The following is a 14,850-nucleotide window of genomic DNA, read 5'->3' on the forward strand; positions in this document are numbered from 1 at the left end:
GTCAATGGACCGGGGCCGACCCTGCTCAGACCTCGGTCTGCTGGTGGAACACCGAGCGCCATTCGTCGTCCTCGCGGGCGTACACGCTGGTCGCGAGGACCTGGAACTTCTGCTGCTCGTCGTCGATCAGCGCGGTCACCGTCGCCTTGTACGTCACCAGGGCGCTGTCCTCGCTGATCTGCACGACCTTCAGGTGGCTCAGGTCGGTCTTGAGGAACGGGTTCTCGTTCTTGGTGACGTTCGGGACGATGTCCGCCTTACCGGCGACGCCATGTTTACTGACGGTGAGAGCGTCCTCGCGTACGACCCGTTCGTAGAAGTCGCCGTCGCCCTCGCGGTTGGCCCGCCACATTTCCTTCTCGAGGTCCTTCAGCTCCGTTGCGATGGTCATGTCGACCCCCCTTCCGCACGTTGGATACCCGGGGTCCGCACCGGTTAAACTGGTTACATGCACCCTGGCATCCACGTGCTGACCAGTGCGTATGGGCAACAGTTCTCGTTCGATCCCGGCAGTCTCGGCGTCGAGTTGCTCGCCACGGGCGGGCCCGGCGCGGGTCGCCGCTGGGAGATCCTGCACCGGCCCGCCGACCTCGCGGACTGGCTGACCCGCACCCGGCTCGCCGCACCCGCGCCGCTCACTGTGAGTGACCTCCGGATCGGGATGGCGGACCTGGAGCGGGTCCGGCACCTGCGGGACACGTTCTGGTTGATCGCGCCCGCCATCGCCCACGGCCGTCCGGTCGACGCGGCGGCCGTGGAGGTCCTCAACGGCTACGCGGACGCCCCGCCCCGCTTCCGCGTCGACGCCGCCGACCTGGTCCGGCGGTGGGTCACCCCGGTTACCGGGCGGCAGGTGCTCGCCGCGTTCGCCCGCGACGCGCTCACCGTGATCGGCACCCCTGCGCTGCGCGACCGGCTCCGCGAGTGCGCCGGCGACCCGTGCCAGCTGATCTTCCTCGACACGTCCCGCCCCGGGAACCGCCGCTGGTGCTCGATGGAGCGGTGCGGCAACCGCAACAAGGCCCGCAGCCACCGCAACCGACGCGCCACGCCGACCGCCGCCGCGAACCCTGACCCCGGCCGCGCTACGCCGACCGTGACCGCGACACCCTGAGCCGGGCCGCGCAGCGCCGTGGCGAGCACCCGCCCGGCGTCGGCTCGACGTACAGCAGCCCGCAGCCACCACACATCCGGACGTGCGCCGCGAGCGGCCCGCCGAACAGCTCGATCGCGTCCCGGGCGAGCAGCGACAACACCTCCGGCACCCGCACCACGCCCCGCACGGCGGCGGCGCCGTCGGCTCGCAGCTCCGGCACGGGAGGGGTGATCGCCGCGGCCGCGTTGAGCGCGAGCCGGTCCACGACACTTGTCGCCGTTTTCGCCATGGTACGAGCGGCGGCGCGACGCACCGCATGCCGCAGCGCGTGCACGGGATCGATGTCGACCCCGGTCGCCACGATCGGGTCGAGCCCGGTCACCACCCCGAGCCAGCGGGCCAGCTCGTCGGGCCCGCTCAGCAGCTCCACCCGCCCGTGCTCGCGGTCGCCGGCCGTGTGCACCAGATCGAGCGCCATGCGCCCGGTACGGAACCTCTGCGCCTCACCCGCGCCCAACCCGTCCAGCCGCGCCATCCGCCCACCCTAGCCCGCCCGGCCCGCCCAACGAGAAGCCTCTTCTTCGGGCCGGCACGGTGTGAGACGAAACCTTCCGCCATTCAGACGTTGGTCAATGCCCCGAGATGCCCCTTTTCTGGATCGACGTTGCGCGATCCACCTACTAAATCACTGATCGACATGGGGGTGGATCGCGCAACATCTATGGCGCAAACGCCGCATACCGGGGCATTGATCAACGTCTGTGGTGGGTGCCGCCCGACTGGCCTGCCTCGGCGTTCGGGCTGCCCGGCCGGCGCTCCTCCCTGCTGTGCCAGGCAGCGATGAGTGCGGCGCGAGAGGACCCGGCGCGGGGTGCGCCGGGTCCGGGGTGGTGCGGTCAGGCGGCGATGGTTGCCGCCAGGGCGCGCACCGTCGGCGACTCGTAAAGCGAGCCGACCGTCACCGGCGCGCCGAGGCGGTCGCTGAGGGCCTGGGCGAGCTGCAGCGCGCGGACCGAGTCGCAGCCCAGGCTGAAGAACGAGTCCTCCCGGCCGATGCGGGGGACGGCCAGGACGTCGGCGGCGGCGTCCGCGACGAGCTGCTCCAGCCGGCCCTCGGGGGCCGTGTAGCCGGCGCCACCGGTGCCGATCGCGGCGAGGACCGCGGCCGGGTCGGGGGCGCCGCTGCGGTCGCGTTCGATACGGGTCGTCACGCCGACGCGGGCGAAGATGCCCTCGCGCGCGAGGCGGGTGGCGACGGCGGAGCGGACGCGCTCCGGGTCCTCGCCGGGGGAGGGCACCACGGCGACCGCGATCGTGCCGCCGCGCAGCTGGTCCGCGGCCAGGAACGGCTTGATCTGCTCGTTCTCCGGGTCGGCGCCGATCAGCAGGTGCACGGCGCCGGTGTGCAGGGCGCCGAGAAGTGCCACGGTGCCGTGGGCGGGGTCGATGAGGGACAGGCCGCGGTGCCGGGCGGCGGCGACCAGGGGGCTGCCGTCGTTCATGCCGGGGCCGTCCCACATGCTCCAGCCGATGCTCTGCGCCCGGCGGCCGGTCGCCGCCCAGCGGTGCGCCCAGCCGTCCAGGACGGCGTTGGCGGTGGCGTACGCGCCGAAGCCGGTGCCGCCGAAGAGGCCGTTGACGGACGAGAAGAGCACGACGGCGGTGCCGGGGCGGGTCGCCAGGAGCCGGTCGATCGCGGCGCAGCCGCCGGCCTTCGGGCGCAGCATGCCGGCGAGCCAGTCGGGGGACTCGGCCCGCAGCTCGTGCCGCGACAGCTGCTCCCACTGCGGCGCGACCGGGGCGCCGGCGAGGTGCAGCACCAGGTCCAGACCGCGGCCCCAGGACGTCTCGGCGTCGGCGACCGCGGCCGACAGGGCGGTGGCGTCGGCGACGTCGGCGGCGCGGTACATGACGTCGCCGATCGACGTGAGGATCTCCAGGGCCTCGCGGGAGCCGTCGTCGAGCCGCGCCGCGGGGGTCCGGCCGACGATGAGCAGCCGCGCCCCGTGCCCGGCGACGAGGTGCTCGGCGACGGTGCGGCCCAGCCCGCCGAGGCCGCCGGTGATGAGGCAGGTGCCGCCGCGCGGCAGGACGTCGGCGGGGACGTCGAACGCCTCGGGCAGCGTCGTGGTGCGCAGCCGCTGCACGAGCGGCCGGCCGTCGCGCACGGCGACCACGGTCTCGTCGTGCCGCATGCCCGTCAGGGCGGCGAGGTCGTCGCCGCTCGCGTCGGCGGGCGCGTCGATGAGCGTGATCCTGGCCGCGAGGCGCTCCGAGGCGGCGGTCCGCACGAGGGCGGTCAGCCCGGCACGGTCCGGCTCGACCAGGTCGCCCTCGACGGCGTGGACGGCGCCGCGGGTGAGGACGGCGAGCTCGTCGTCAGGCCCGAGACCCCGGGCGACATCGAGGAAGTCGGCGAGCACGGAGTCGCCGCCGGAGGTGGCGTCGAAGAGCACGCTGGCGGCGGCACCGGGCTCCAGCGGCGTCCCGGCGGGCTCCCAGACGACGGACAGCGCCGCGGTGCCGGTTGCCTCGGAAGAATCCAACAGCGGACTGGATTCCGCGTAGCAGCGGTCGTCGAAGTCTCCGGCGCGCCAGCCCGACAGGAGCCGCTCCCGCTGCACCTTCCCACCGTTCTGCCGGGGGAACTCCTGCTCCGTCACCGGCACCAGGTACGTGGGGCGCAGCGCTAGGTCCCGCGACAGGGCGGTGCGGATGTCGTCGACGAGCGCCGGCACGTCGTCGGTGTCCGGGACGAAGAAGACGACCAGGGCGTCGGTGCCGGTGTCCTCGTCGGGCACGCCCGCGACGGCCGAGCACGCGGGTCGTACACCGGCGACCTGCTCCACGACGGCCTCGATCTCGTGCGCGGGGAAGTTGGCCCCGTTGACGATGACCATGTTCTTCTGGCGTCCGGTGAGGAACAGCCGGCCGTCGCGCAGGAAGCCGAGGTCGCCGGTGTCGAACCAGCCGTCGGCGGTGAAGCTCTCCGCGTTGGCCTTGTCGTTGTGGGCGTAGCCGTTCTGGACGGTCGTGCCGGAGATGTGCAGGCGGCCGACGCGCCCCTCGGGGAGCACCGCACCGTCCGGGCGGACGATCCGCAGCGCCACGCCGGGGATCGGGGCGCCGACCTCGGTGACGACGACCGCGCCGGGGGTGCCGGCGGGCAGCTCGCGCAGCGCGCCGTCCAGGGACGCGGGCACCAGCGCGATCGTGCCGGCGGCCGGGTCGTCGCGGTGCATGCGCGAGTACGTGACGCCGGACGACGTCTCCGACATGCCCCAGCAGGGCACCATGGCGTCGGCGGGCAGGCCGTGCGGGGCGAGCAGCTCCACGAACCGGCGGGCGGTGCGGGCGACGACGGCCTCGCCCGCGTTGCAGATGTTGGTGAGCGTGCCGAGCTTCCAGGAGCCGGCGGCGATCTCGTCGGCGCGCTGCGTGACGAGCGAGAACGCGAAGTTGGGCGCCCACGTGCAGGTGGCGCCGAAGCGGTCGACGCAGTCGAGCCACAGCAGCGGACGGCGGATGACGGACTCGGTGCGGACGTTGACGTGCTCGCAGGTGAGGAACACGTCCCGCAGGTTGAACATGATCATGCCGCCGACGTGGTCGAGCGGCATCCAGTTCAGCGAGACCTCGTCCTGCGTGAAGCCGTTCGCGGCGATGGTCGCGTACGTGCGGGCGACGATCGTGCGGTGGCGGTGCTGCACGCACTTCGGGGTGCCGGTGCTGCCGGAGGTGAGCAGGTTGACGATGAGCGCCTCGGGGTCCGGCACGTCCCAGGAAGCCGGCTCCTCCGAAGGCAGCGTGTCCGCGGCGAGGACGCGCAGCGCGGGCAGCCGGTCGGCGAGGGATCGCACGCCGGACAGCAGCGCGGCGTCGGCGATGACCGGCGGCTTGCCGAGCAGCTCCCACGCGGAGGCGAGCTTGCGCACGGCGGCGTTGTCGGTGTTGTACTCCGGAGCCGGCGCGACCGCGGTCGGCATGAACCCGCCCAGCACGCACGCCCACCAGGCGGTGACGAAGGTGCGGCTGTCGGCGCACTGCAGCAGCACGGCGTCGCCGGGCGTCAGGTCGTGCCGGCGCAGGCCGCTCAGGACGCGGCGGGCCTCGTCGAAGAGCTCGGCGTAGGTCTGCCGGTCGGTGCTGCCGTCGGGGAGCACGTACGTGGTGCCGCGGCCGGGCGCGACGCGGGCGGCGCGTTCGAGGGCCTCGGGCAGCGTCGCCACCGCGTCGGGCGGCAGCACCGGCGAGGGGCCGTGCACGAGGGCGGGGCGGTCGGCGGGGATCTCCGCATCGGAGGGGAGGCCGGTGGTGGCCTGCCCTCCGGAGACGCGGGACGCGGCGGCGCGGAGCTTGCGGTCGTACACGGCGGCGGCGTCCTGCACACCGGCGGCTCCGGCGGCGATCCGGGTGATGGTGTCGGTGGTGCTCACGGGGGTGTCCTTCCGTCCAGGGCGGCGGCGATCCCCCCGGCGGCCGCCGCGGTCAGTCCGACGATGAAGTAGTGGCCGCCCTCGACGGTCACGCCGGTGCGCCCGGCGGTGGTCTGCTCGGCCCAGCCGGCCAGGGCGGTCTCGTCGACCGAGCCGGTCGTGCCGCGGACCGTGGTGATCGGGACCGGCAGCGGCGGGCGGGGGCGGTGCCGGTAGTTCTCCCAGAGCGCGAAGTCGTGACGCAGCACGGGAAGCAGGAACTCCAGCAGCTGCGCGTTGCCGGCGACCGCCTCGGGCAGCCCGCCACGGTCGCGGATGGACGCCAGGAGGTCCTCGTCGGACCGCAGGTGCAGCGGCGCCGGGGGCGGCGGGGCCTGCGGTGCCGGCTGCTCGGCGGCGATCAGCCGCTGCGGCCAGGTCCCGAAGCGCCGGCCCATCTCGTGCGCGACCTCGTGGGCCAGGAGGGCGCCGGCGCAGTGGCCGTACAGGGCGTAGGGCATCGTCGTGTACGGCCGCAGCGCGATCGCGCACGCCGTGACGAGCCCCGGGATGCTGGCCGGCAGCGGCTCGCGGGACCGGTCCTCGTGCCCGGGCGGCTGCACCGCCAGGACCTCGATCCAGGACGGCAGCAGCGCCGCCATGCCCTGGTAGACCGACGCGCCGCCACCGGCGAACGGCAGGCAGACCAGCCGGAGCCGGGCGCCCTCCCGGGGCACCCGGCGCACCCACTGCGAGTCCGCCGTGAAGGTCACGGTCGCCGTGGTCATGCCGCCACCTCCGCTGCGCTCCGGCGTCGGCCTGACCCGTCCCTGCGATGCTGATTCGCGGCTCCTCCGCTTCGCTCCGGCCCGCTCATCGAGCGTCCAGTTCGGCGGCGAGCTCGGCGAGCTCCTCGTCGCTGCGCCCCTCGACCGCCGCCAGGGCCTCGGCGAGGGCGTCGCGCTGCGAGCCCTGCGTGGCACCGGCGGCGTCGACGAGCGCGGACAGGCCGGACACGGTCGGGTTGGCGAAGAACTCCGCGATCGGCACCGCAACCCCGAACACCGAGCTGACCCGCGACGACAGCTGGATCGCCTGGAGGCTGGTGCCGCCGGCGGCGAAGAAGTTCACGTCGTTGCCGATGCGGGCGCCCAGCAGCGGGGCGAAGACGTCCTCGCGCATGGTGCGCTCGGTGGGCGTGCTGTTCTCCTCGTCGGCCTCGGTGAGCTCCTCGACCGCGGCGAACTCGACCGCGGGCAGCCGGCGCCGGTCGATCTTGCCGCTCGGGGTGAGCGGCACCGCCTCCAGGGGCACCAGCACGGAGGGCACCATCGCCGACGGCAGCCGGCCGGCCACGGCGGAGCGGACGGTGTCCAGTTGCAGCTCCCCAGCCCGCTCCGGCACCACGTACGCCATGAGCAGCGCACCGGTGCGAGGGTCGTTGGCGACCTCGGCGACCGCCTGGGCGACGCCGTCGACGGCCTGCAGCGCGGCCTCGACCTCGCCGAGCTCGATCCGCACGCCGCGGACCTTCACCTGCCGGTCGGCGCGGCCGACGAACTCCAGCTCGCCGTCGTCGTTCCACACGGCGAGGTCGCCGGTGAGGTAGCGGCGGGAGCCGGGCGGGCCGTCGGGGTCGGGGCGGAACCGGTCGGCGGTCAGGTCGGGCCGGCCGAGGTAGCCGCGGGCGACGCCGAGGCCGGCGACGGCCAGCTCGCCGATCGCGCCGACCGGCAGGACACCGGCGCCGGCGGCGTCGACCACGTAGGCGCGGTGGTTGGCCATCGCCCGGCCGATCGGCGGCGACGACGTCCACTCGCCCTCGCACCGCTTGGCGACGACGGTCACGGTGGTCTCGGTCGGGCCGTAGCCGTTCCAGAAGCCGCGGCCGCGGGCCCACCGGGTGGTCAGCTCGCCGGTGAACGCCTCGCCGCCGACGAACGCGATCCGCAGCTCCGGGTAGTTCTCGGGGGCGAGCAGCTCCATGATGGCGGGAGGCAGGTCGACCACAGTGATCTTTTCGGACCGCAGCACCTGGTCCAGCGAGGAGACGTCGCGGCGCTGGTCCTCGTCCATGACGTACAGCTCGGCGCCGTTGAGCAGCGAGCCGAAGATCTCGAACACGGACACGTCGAAGCCGGGCGAGGCGAAGTGCAGCACCCGGTCTTCGGGGGTGAGGTCGAACATGCCCCGCACGGTCCGCACGAAGTTCGCGGCGTTGCGGTGCTCGACGATGACGCCCTTGGGGCGGCCGGTGGAGCCGGACGTGTAGATGACGTACGCGGCGGACGCGGGCGGCACGACCGCCGGTGCGCACCGGTGGCACGCCTCCTCGTCATCCGGCACGCTCGCCGGGTCGGTGCCGACGACGATCCGCAGCGGCTCCGGGACCCGGCCGGCGGTGCCGGCGGAGACGACGACGGTGTCCGCGCCGGTGTCCTCCAGGATCATGGCGAGACGCTCGTCGGGCTGGCTGGTGTCGATCGGGACGTAGGCGGCGCCGGCGCGCATGATGCCGAGGACGGCGGCGATCAGCGCCGGGCCGCGCTCCATGACGACGGGCACCAGGTCGCCGAGGCCGACGCCGGCGGCGACGAGCTGGTCGGCGATCCGGCACGACCAGCTGTCGAGCGTGCGGTACGTGACGCTGCCGTCCTTCCACCGCAGCGCGGTCCGCGCGGGGCCGGCCGCGACGACGTCGGCGAAGAGCTCGTGCAGCGTCGTGTCGGCGGGCTCGCCGATCGGGGCGTTCCAACGGTCCAGGACGTCCGCGCGCTCCTCGGCGGTGCCGAGCCGGGCGTCGCCGAGGGGGCGGTCCGGCTGGGCGGACAGCACTTCCAGGGTCTGCAGGAAGCGGTCCAGGAGACGGGTGGCGGTGTCGCGGCTGTACAGGGAGGTCGCGTAACGGACGGCCGCGGTGGGCCGCTCGCCGCCGGCGACCTCCAGGGCGAGCTCGAACGTGCCGGCGCCGGCGTCGACCTGCTCGCAGCCGATGCGCACCCCGTCGGCCTCGACCGGGACGGCGGGCTCGCCGGCGTCGGCGAAGCCGATCTGGACGAGGGGCAGGCGCCCGGCGTCGGGCTCGACGCCGAGCGCGTCGAGGACCAGCTTGAAGGGCAGCGCCGCGTGCTCGGCGCCGGCCTCACGGGCGGCGCGGACCTCGGCGACGACGGCGGCGAAGCTGTCGGCCTCGTCGAGCTCGACCCGCAGCGGCACCAGGTTGCCGCAGTCGCCGACGAGCAGGTCGGGGTCGAACGGGCCGGGGACGTCGGTGGGCACGCCGATGGTGAGGTCGCTGCGGGCGGTGTGCCGGGCGACCACGATGAGGAACGCGGCGAGCAACGCGTCCCGGCCGGCGTCGCCGAGCGGCGCGGGGATCGGCGCCCGGACCACGTCGCTGGAGAGGTCCAGCAGGCGCGGGCGGGGGTGGTCGGTGGGCAGCTCGGTGCCCTCCCAGCCGGCGAGGGCACCGCGCCAGTGGTCGCTCGCGTCGCGGACGCCGTCCTGCCGGCACCAGTCGCGCTGCCAGCTCGCGTAGGCGCCGAAGTCGGCCGCCGGCTCCTTCCACTGCGGTGCGGCGCCGGCGACCCGGGCCTCGTAGGCGACGCCGAGGTCGCGCTGCAGCACGCGGGCGGAGCGGGGGTCGAGCACGATGTAGTGGCTGGTGAGCACCAACAGGTGCCGCTCGTCGCCGCCGCGCAGCAGCTTGAACCGGACCATCGGGCCGGAGTTGAGGTCCAGGCCGCGGCGCAGCTCGTCCTTCACGACCTCGTCGGCGCGGGCGCGCAGCGGGTCGCCGGCGCCGTCAGTGACGACGTCAACGTCTTCGACGTCGAGCCGGACGTCCTGCGACGCCGGCTGCACGTGCTGGGTGCCCTGCTTGTCGTCGTCGGGGAACGTCGAGCGCAGCACCGTGTGCCGCTGCTGCAGGTCCGCCAGGGCCGCGCGCAGCGCCTCGGGCTTCAGCGGGCCCTCGATCGGGAAGGCGAAACCGAGACCGTAGGCCCGGCTGCTGGGGGCGAAGCGGTCGAACAGCCACAGCTGCTCCTGCCGGAACGACAGCGGGGCCGATCGGATCCCCGAGGAGACGCCCTCCAGGCGGGCCAGCAGCTCGTCCCGGCGGTCCCCGGGGAGCTGGCGCAGTCGACGAAGCAGTTCGCTCTGTTGAGGCATGCCACGGTCCTCCCAGTCGATTCATTACAGACTATACAGACTTCGCCGACTCTGCCATTCAGGCTGCATAGTCGGCAGACGACGGGACCCCGGCACCGGGGGCGTGCCGGGGTCCCGTCCTGCGGGAATCTGCTCAGCCGGCCGTGAGCCGGTCCGCCAGCACCTGGAGAAGCGACGGCGGAGCCTCCAGGAAGCTGTAGTGCGTCCCGGACAGCAGCACCTTCTCGTACGGCGCCCACTGCGGCCACCCGGTCATCAGGCCGTGCGGCACCTCGACGTCGGCGTCCCAGCCGATGCCCGTGATCGGGCACTGCACGGTGCCGGCCGGGCGCCAGTACACCCGGTTCGCCGCGACGTCGGCCTCCATGGTGTCGATGAACAGGTCGACGAGCTCCTCGGCCTGCGCGGCGCCGGCGCCCATCGCGGCCAGCAGCCCGGCGATCTCGGCGCGCAGCCCGTCCTCGTCGAGGCCGAGGAACCGGCCCCACGGGCCGTCCTGCGGCGCGACCTGACTCGACATGAAGCACTGGTGCGGCGGCGGCAGGCCGCGCTCGCCGGCCTGGACGACCGTCTCGAACGCCGGCAGCGCGCCGCCGCAGTGCCCGAACACGGCCCACGGGCGCGCGGTGACGAGGTCACCGATGTCGTCGAGCATCGCCTTCGTGACGTCCTGGTAGGTGCCGAAGTGCGGCTCCCGCATCCGGTTCTCCCGGAAGGGGTGCTGGATCGGCACCACCTCGGCGTCGCCGACGGTCAGGGGCCACGCCTTGTACATCGAGGCGCCGCAGCCGGAGTACGGCATGGCGAGCAGGAGCATCTTCGCGTCGGGGGAGGGCTCCCGCAGGAACCAGCGTCGCTGTTGCGCGTCCATCACACCTTCTCCCCGATCACCACGCCGTTCGCGCCGGGCGAGTCGAAGCGGACGGTCCGCACGTTGGCGCACCCCGCGTCGCGCAGCCAGCCGCTGTACTCGGCGGCGGTGTAGTTGCGGCCCCAGCAGCCGACCAGCATGTTCATGCTCATGAGGGCCGCGTCGGCGGGGCCGGTCTTGTCGTCGTCGACGAGCAGCTCGCTGATGAGCAGCGTGCCGCCGGACGGCAGCGCGTCCAGGCACGCGGCGATGATCTTCCGGTTCTGCGCCTCGTCCCAGTCGTGCAGGATCATCGACAGCAGCACCGCGTCGTGCCCGCCCGGCAGCGCGTCGTTGAAGAAGTCCGCCGCCGCGGTGCCGACCCGCCGCGACATGCCGGCCGCGTCGATGCGCCGCTGAGCGAGGCCGCACACGTGCGCCAGGTCCAGCACGGTGCCGTGCAGGTGCTGGTACTGGCGGCACAGCTCCAGCAGGGTGGCCCCGGCCCCGCCGCCGACGTCCAGCAGGCGCCGCACTCCGGACAGGTCCACGGCCCGGGCGAGGTGCCGCGCGGTGAGGGTGGAGAAGGCGAAGAGCCCGTCCCAGAAGGAGTCCGGCCGGTTGCCCTCCTCGAACATGTTGCGGTCGGGGTCCGGCACCGGCTTGGTCGGCGCGTCGGTGCGCACCGCCTCGGTCGCCTTGAGCCAGCCGGGCGCGGTGTACTTGGCGACCATCTGCACGTAGTCGGCGAAGTAGTCGGGGCGGCCCGGCACCAGGTACGTGTCCGCGACGGCGCTGTTGTGGTAGCGGCCGTCGCGCTGCTCCAGCAGCCCCAGCGCGGTGCACGCGGTCAGCAGGATCTCCGCCGGGCGGCCGGCGATGCCGGCGCGGCTCGCGAACTCGGCCGCGGTGGCGCCGCCGCCGGCGAGGATCTCGAACGTGCCGATCTCGATCGCCGCCGTCAGCGTCTGGGACCGCCACAGGCCGGTCGCCAGGTCGATCAGCAGGGTCGGCGGCGGTGCGGTGGTCACGTCGGTCATGTCAGCGCTCCTCCTCGGCACGGAACCGCACCGGCAGCCGGTCGTACATGATGTGCCGGCCGTTCTCGAAGTGCAGCTCGCTCGGGCCGGCGAGGTCGAAGACGGGTAGCTCGGCCAGCTCGTCCAGTACAGCGGCGAACTCCGCCCTGGCGAGATGCACACCCATGCAGTGATGGATGCCGTGGCCGAAGCTCAGATGGTGGTGGGAGTTGCCGCGGTCGGGGTCGAACGCGTCGGGGTCCGGGAACTTCTCCGGGTCCCGGTTGGCCGCGTCGAAGAGCAGCACCACGCGGGCGCCGGCCGGGATGACGGTGTCGGCGACCGTGACCTCGCGGGTCGTGACCCGGGTGAACCGGTCGGTGGGGCACCAGCGCCGCAGCGCCTCCTCGGCGACGGCCGCGCGCAGCTCCGGCTCGCGGCGCAGCCGCAGCTGCAGCCCCGGGTCCTGGCCGAGGGTGTGCACCAGGCGGGTGATCGAGTTCATCGTGTTGTCGTGCCCGGCGACGCAGAAGCTGACGATGATGGAGTACAGCTCCTCGTCCGGCAGCGGCTTCCCGTCGCGCTCCATCGCGGCCAGCTTCGCGATGTAGCCGCCGTCGGGCTCGCGCCGCACCCGCTCGATCTCCTCGGCGAGGATGTCGTGGAAGGCGGGCCAGAACTTGCTCGCGTCCTTGTCGGTGGAGATGTAGGTCCACATCGTCTTCGTCGCCGCCCGTACGCGGCTGCGGCAGGCGTCGGACAGCCCGAACGCCACGCTCAGCACCTCGATCGCGAACGGCTCGGCGAGCTCGGCCATCAGGTCGCCGTGCCCGCGCCCGGCCACCGGCGCCAGGAGCCGGTGCGCCATCTCGCGCAGCCGCGGCTCCAGGTCGGCGATCGTCTCGCGGGTCACCGGGGCGGCCATCCGGTCGCGGATCTCCCGCTGCTGCGGCGGGTCGAAGTCGATGGGGGAGAACATCGGCATGCCCTCGGCGCGCGGGAAGTGCACCCCGCGGGCCGAGCTGTAGGTCTGCCAGTCGGTGAGGGCGGCGCGGACGTCCGCGTAGCGGGACAGGATCCACACGCCGCCGTAGGCGGGGGAGTAGGTGACACCGCGGTCGCGGATCTCGCTGTTGACGCGCTGCGCGGTGTACGGGGTGTATCCGGGGTCGTGATGGTCGAACGCGGTCACCAGCCTGTCGGTGGCGACATCCGCTTCCATGGTCGTGCCGGCATCCATGCCTGCCTCCAAGCCGGGTCGGTGGGCCCATGGGGGTTCCCATGGGCCCTTTGACGTTCTTGGGGTCTCGTGTACTGGGCAGCGCCGCGCTGGGCGCGCTACTGGGTCGATCGGCGTCTATCGGCGGCGCGGGGTGATCGGGGGAAGCGCGGGGGTCGCCGCGGCCTCGGGTGCGGCGCCGATCAGCCGCGCCAGGCCGCTGACGGTCGGGTCGGTCACCAGGTCGTTCATCTCGACGCGGGTGCCGAGGTCCTGCTCGATGAGGCCCTGCAGGCGGGCCAGCAGCAGCGAGTCGCCGCCGAGCTCCAGGAAGTGATCGTCGGCACCGACCTTCTCGACGTGCAGCAGGTCGGCGAACAGCCGCGCCAGCTCGGTCTCCGTGCCGGGGGCGGGCGCCCGCCAGGAGCGCGCGGGTCGGCCGCGGGCCCAGTCCGCCGGGGGGAGCCGGCGGCGGTCGATCTTGTTCGACGTGTTCAAGGGCAGCTCGTCGAGCTGGACGAAGGCGACCGGGATCATGAAGTCAGGCAGCCGCTCCAGGGCGTAGTCGCGCAGCTCGAGGGGCGCGACGTCGGTCTCGCCGGCTTCGGCCGTGAAGCACGCGACGAGCCGGCGCTGGTCGCCGTCCATCGTCGCGACGACGGCGACCTGGCGGACGGCGGGGTGCCGGCCGAGGACCCATTCGACGTCACCGAGCTCGACGCGGTGCCCGCGGATCTTCACGATGTCGTCGATGCGGCCGTGGTGCTCCAGGATGCCGTCGGGGCGGAACCGGCCCGCGTCGCCGGAGCGGTAGATCCTGGTGCCCGGCGCGCCGAACGGGTTGGGGCGGAAGCGGTCCGCGGTCTGCGCCGGGTCTCCGAGGTAGCCGAGGCTCAGACAGTCGGAGTCGATCCACACCTCGCCGATGCCGTCACCGACCGGGGTCAGGCCGTCCTCCTCCAGCAGGTGCACGGTGACGCCCTCGATCGGGCGGCCGACCGGCGGCGCGGACCGGCGGTCGGCGGCCGTCGCCGTGGACGGCGTGCACCGCAGCGGCCACGGGTGGACGGAGTTGGCGACCTGGAAGGCCTCGAGGCTGCCGTACGAGACGGCGACCTCGAACGGCAGGTCCGGCGGACCCCACTTGTTGAGCCGGTCGCCGCCGAGCGTGAGCAGCCGCAGCGGGGTCTGGTGCGGCCACGGCAGGTTCTGCAGCACCTCGCCGACCGGCGTGATGACGAAGCTGAGCGTGATCTCCTCCTGCAGGAGCCAGTCGCGCAGCGCGGGCGGCGACGCGATCACGTCGTGCTCGCCGATGACGATCTGCGCGCCCTGCCAGAGCAGGCCGCCGACCTCGTGGATCGCGATGCCGGCCCCGGCCGCGCCCAGCCACGAGCCGCGGTCGGCGGCGGTGGTGCCGTTGATGGTGGCGCTGCGGGCGGCGCTGAGCGCCAGCCACGAGTGCTGCGCGAGGACGATCTTCGCGGCTCCGGTGGAGCCCGAGGTGAACATGGCGTAGGCGAGCTCGTCCCGCCGCGCCGCCGGGCCGGGGTCCGGCAGGTGCTCGCGGGCCGGCACGCCGGCGTCGATGGTGACCACGGGCAGCCCGCCCGGGACCGGCGGCGTGGGGTTGCCGCCGCCCGGGCAGGGCGCCACGGGCACCCCGACCGGGACGGGCGGCACCTCGGCCGCGTCGGGGCAGTGCGCGGCCGCCACCACGGCGGCGGGGCGCCCCGCCGCGATGGCCCGGTTGAAACGCTCGACCGGCACCGAAGGGTCCAGCGGCATGCAGACGCCGCCGGCCTTCAGGCAGCCGAGCATGCCGACCACCCACTCGATCGAGCGGCCCAGGTACATGGCGACCATGTCACCGCGCCGCACACCCAGGACCGACAGCTCGTGGGCGAGCTGGTTGGCCTGCTGGTTGAGCTCGCCGTAGGTCAGCTCCCGGTCGCCGTGCCGGACGGCCGGCGAGTCCGGGGCGCTGCGGGCGAACCCCTCGATCCGGGAGACCAGGGTCGTCGTGCTCGCTCCGACGACCGGGGCTTCCTGCTGGGTGATCATGTCTGCGCTTCCTC

General features: G+C 73.8%; 10 protein-coding genes. 1 reads left to right on the plus strand and 9 read right to left on the minus strand.

What is annotated here, in order from left to right:
• Positions 1–25: 25 nt before the first annotated feature.
• A complete protein-coding gene (locus ABZ321_RS16005; RefSeq protein ID WP_344509486.1) occupies positions 26–391 on the minus strand; it encodes a nuclear transport factor 2 family protein in 366 nt (121 codons plus the stop codon).
• A 57-nt stretch (positions 392–448) separates the two neighbouring features.
• Between ABZ321_RS16005 and ABZ321_RS16010 the strand changes: the two genes are divergently transcribed.
• The gene (locus tag ABZ321_RS16010) at positions 449–1,114 is read left to right on the plus strand and encodes a CGNR zinc finger domain-containing protein (protein ID WP_354891536.1); all 666 of its coding nucleotides are present in this window, start codon (positions 449–451) and stop codon (positions 1,112–1,114) included.
• Here the strand turns inward: ABZ321_RS16010 and ABZ321_RS16015 are convergent.
• The 8 genes from ABZ321_RS16015 to ABZ321_RS16050 all read right to left on the minus strand — a co-directional run bounded on the left by ABZ321_RS16015 (position 1,086) and on the right by ABZ321_RS16050 (position 14,836).
• A complete protein-coding gene (locus ABZ321_RS16015) occupies positions 1,086–1,631 on the minus strand; it encodes an ABATE domain-containing protein (protein WP_354891539.1) in 546 nt (181 codons plus the stop codon). The two genes, ABZ321_RS16010 and ABZ321_RS16015, sit on opposite strands and share 29 nt — an antisense overlap.
• Positions 1,632–1,992: 361 nt before the next feature.
• On the minus strand, positions 1,993–5,532 hold the full coding sequence (locus tag ABZ321_RS16020) for an SDR family NAD(P)-dependent oxidoreductase (RefSeq protein ID WP_354891542.1): 3,540 nt from the start codon (positions 5,530–5,532) through the stop codon (positions 1,993–1,995).
• Positions 5,529–6,299, minus strand: coding sequence for an alpha/beta fold hydrolase (locus tag ABZ321_RS16025; RefSeq protein WP_344509494.1), 771 nt, complete (start codon positions 6,297–6,299; stop codon positions 5,529–5,531). The genes ABZ321_RS16020 and ABZ321_RS16025 overlap by 4 nt, the downstream gene beginning before the upstream one ends.
• Positions 6,300–6,384: 85 nt before the next feature.
• Positions 6,385–9,684: an amino acid adenylation domain-containing protein gene (locus ABZ321_RS16030; protein WP_354891545.1), complete on the minus strand. Its 3,300-nt coding sequence runs from the start codon at positions 9,682–9,684 to the stop codon at positions 6,385–6,387.
• A gap of 133 nt (positions 9,685–9,817) precedes the next feature.
• Complete coding sequence (locus ABZ321_RS16035) at positions 9,818–10,555, minus strand: thioesterase domain-containing protein (protein ID WP_344509497.1); 738 nt, start codon at positions 10,553–10,555, stop codon at positions 9,818–9,820.
• A complete protein-coding gene (locus ABZ321_RS16040) occupies positions 10,555–11,574 on the minus strand; it encodes a methyltransferase (protein ID WP_354891548.1) in 1,020 nt (339 codons plus the stop codon). Before ABZ321_RS16040 ends, ABZ321_RS16035 begins: the two co-directional genes overlap by 1 nt.
• 1 nt (position 11,575) lies before the next feature.
• Positions 11,576–12,793, minus strand: a complete 1,218-nt coding sequence (locus tag ABZ321_RS16045; RefSeq protein ID WP_344509501.1) for a cytochrome P450 — start codon at positions 12,791–12,793, stop codon at positions 11,576–11,578.
• A 117-nt stretch (positions 12,794–12,910) separates the two neighbouring features.
• On the minus strand, positions 12,911–14,836 hold the full coding sequence (locus ABZ321_RS16050) for a non-ribosomal peptide synthetase (RefSeq protein WP_354891551.1): 1,926 nt from the start codon (positions 14,834–14,836) through the stop codon (positions 12,911–12,913).
• Positions 14,837–14,850 lie beyond the last annotated feature (14 nt).

This window comes from Dactylosporangium sp. NPDC006015 (assembly GCF_040614215.1).
Classification (GTDB): Bacteria; Actinomycetota; Actinomycetes; order Mycobacteriales; family Micromonosporaceae; genus Dactylosporangium; species Dactylosporangium maewongense.